2 protein-coding genes and 1 tRNA gene are annotated in these 1937 nt (G+C 54.4%); 1 reads left to right on the top strand and 2 read right to left on the bottom strand.

Annotated elements, in window-relative coordinates; genetic code table 11:
• Positions 1 to 898: hypothetical protein (locus OQK_RS24865; protein WP_238537263.1), on the top strand; the 898-nt coding region annotated here is incomplete at its 5' end.
• Positions 899 to 1062: 164 nt separating this feature from the next.
• On the opposite strand, the gene OQK_RS24870 is transcribed toward OQK_RS24865, so the two are convergent.
• A tRNA-Sec gene (locus OQK_RS24870) sits at positions 1063 to 1158 on the bottom strand.
• A gap of 5 nt (positions 1159 to 1163) precedes the next feature.
• A partial coding sequence (locus tag OQK_RS24875) for a SelB domain-containing protein (RefSeq protein WP_038861720.1) occupies positions 1164 to 1937 on the bottom strand: 774 nt, incomplete at its 5' end.

The following is a 1937-nucleotide window of genomic DNA, read 5'->3' on the forward strand; positions in this document are numbered from 1 at the left end:
GGTTGCGTACAGTTTCGGTGGCAATGTCACTGTGAAATACAGCAAGACAACCGGATCGGCTACGCGCGATTCCCTGCCGCTGATACTGAGCGTGCAGGACATTGCCGACGGAGATCCTCGATTGCCCACGCCGACGATCGACCGGGTGACGGGAGATGAGCTGGATCCTGCGGATTTGTTGGCGACAGATCATACGCGGACGACGGCTTGGCCTTTGATTGCCGTTGGACAAAGAGTTTGGCTGACGTATACCGAAATCAAAAGTGATGGCAGCACGGGAATTGTTGAAGAGGCTTATAAAGGGAAAGAGGTGACAGCGGAGGATTTGGGTGGGATACGCCATCCAGTGCCACTCGACAAGTTGCTGATATTGGAAGACGACTCGATACTTGAGATTGAGGTGAAGGTTTCGTTTGATAAAACTGAAGGTGGTTGCATATCCTTTCCGAGGAAAGCGTATACGGTCAAGAAGCCATACGATGATTTGACTACATTCACCAACTACGAAGCAAATGACTGGAGAATAATCGATATCGCAGGCTCAATAATTAAGCAAGACGATGAATACTTTGTCCAATCAACCTATGCCAGCGGCTTATACCGGCTATACATATATAAATCTTATCAGCACTTACAAAGTGGAAGGTCTTGCACACTCAGCTTTGATCACCGCAATGCTTCTAAAAACAACTTCACTCTAGTGATGCGCGCCGAGAACCCCTATGACGCTATAGACATCGGCAATTTAACATTACCTCCCACCAGCACATGGAAGAGCTTTAATAAAAAGTTCTATTTAGGAGCACCAGAAACCAAGTTATACTCCATCATATACATTTACTGCACAGGTGACTCCACTGTGGCTTTAGACAACATTCGCTTAAGAAGCACCAACTAAAATGAACCCACAAACATCTGAACAAGAAAGTTCTTCAGAAGTCAATAATGACTTCTCTCAAATATCTGTTCTGAAGCAACCTCGAACGGAACCTCATCAATGAAAGCGAGGTTGTTAGACTGAAAAGCGACATATCCAAAACGTCTGGAGGAGCTTTACGGAGCTGGCGGAAGACAGCCGGAGTCGAACCTGCCCGGGAACGGATGCCGTCCCCAACCGGGTTTGAAGCCCGGCCGCGCCACCGGGCGCGATTGTCTTCCTGAACTCAGGGTGCGCAGGCGTTGGCCAGCGCGTTGTCGGGGCGGATCTGGCGGGATTCGCCGAGGCGGCGGGTCAGGCCGAGTCGGTCGAAATACTCCAGATACTGAATACAGCGTTTGCGTCCCAAGCCTAGCGCATCACGGAAAGTTGTCACCTCAATCGCGGGATTTTCTTCGGCGAGTTTCAGCAGCAGCGCCGCCATTTGTCGCAAGACGATGTCGCTGATGAACAGGTCGCGCACCACTTGGTGCATCAGGCCTAAGCGGGCGAGTTTGCGCAGTAGCAGGCGGACGCTGGCGTCGTCTTCGCCGAGCATTTTCGCCGCATCGCGCACCCACGGCGGGTCGAAACCGGCCTGTTCGAACAACGGCTGTAATTGCTGCCAGAGGATTTCGTCGTCGGCATTCAGACGCACCTGATGGTCGGGCAGGTGCAGCCAGGGGCCGCTGGCGAGGATCGAGCCGGCGCTCAGCAGTTCGTCGAGCAGGCTGATGAAGGTCGAGCGTTCCAGCGCCAGAGCGCTGAAGCGGCGCAGGCGGTCGCGGTCCGGGCCCATCTGGTCGGGTTCCTGTTCGTGGAATCGCGCCAGTTGTTCGAGCAAGGTGAATTTCAACTGGCCCCAGCGCTGCACGTTGAACAGCAGCGGGCCTTGGCGGGTGTCGATCAGGCGGATGTTTTCCGCCAGCGTCCACTGCGGGCGCGGGCGGTTGAACTGGCGTTCCAGGCGTTGCGGGTCGAGGCCGCCGGGGCTGTGGTTGAGCAGCGCTGGCAAGGCTTG

The organism is Pseudomonas sp. R62, assembly GCF_000257605.1.
In the GTDB taxonomy this organism is placed as follows: domain Bacteria; phylum Pseudomonadota; class Gammaproteobacteria; order Pseudomonadales; family Pseudomonadaceae; genus Aquipseudomonas; species Aquipseudomonas atacamensis.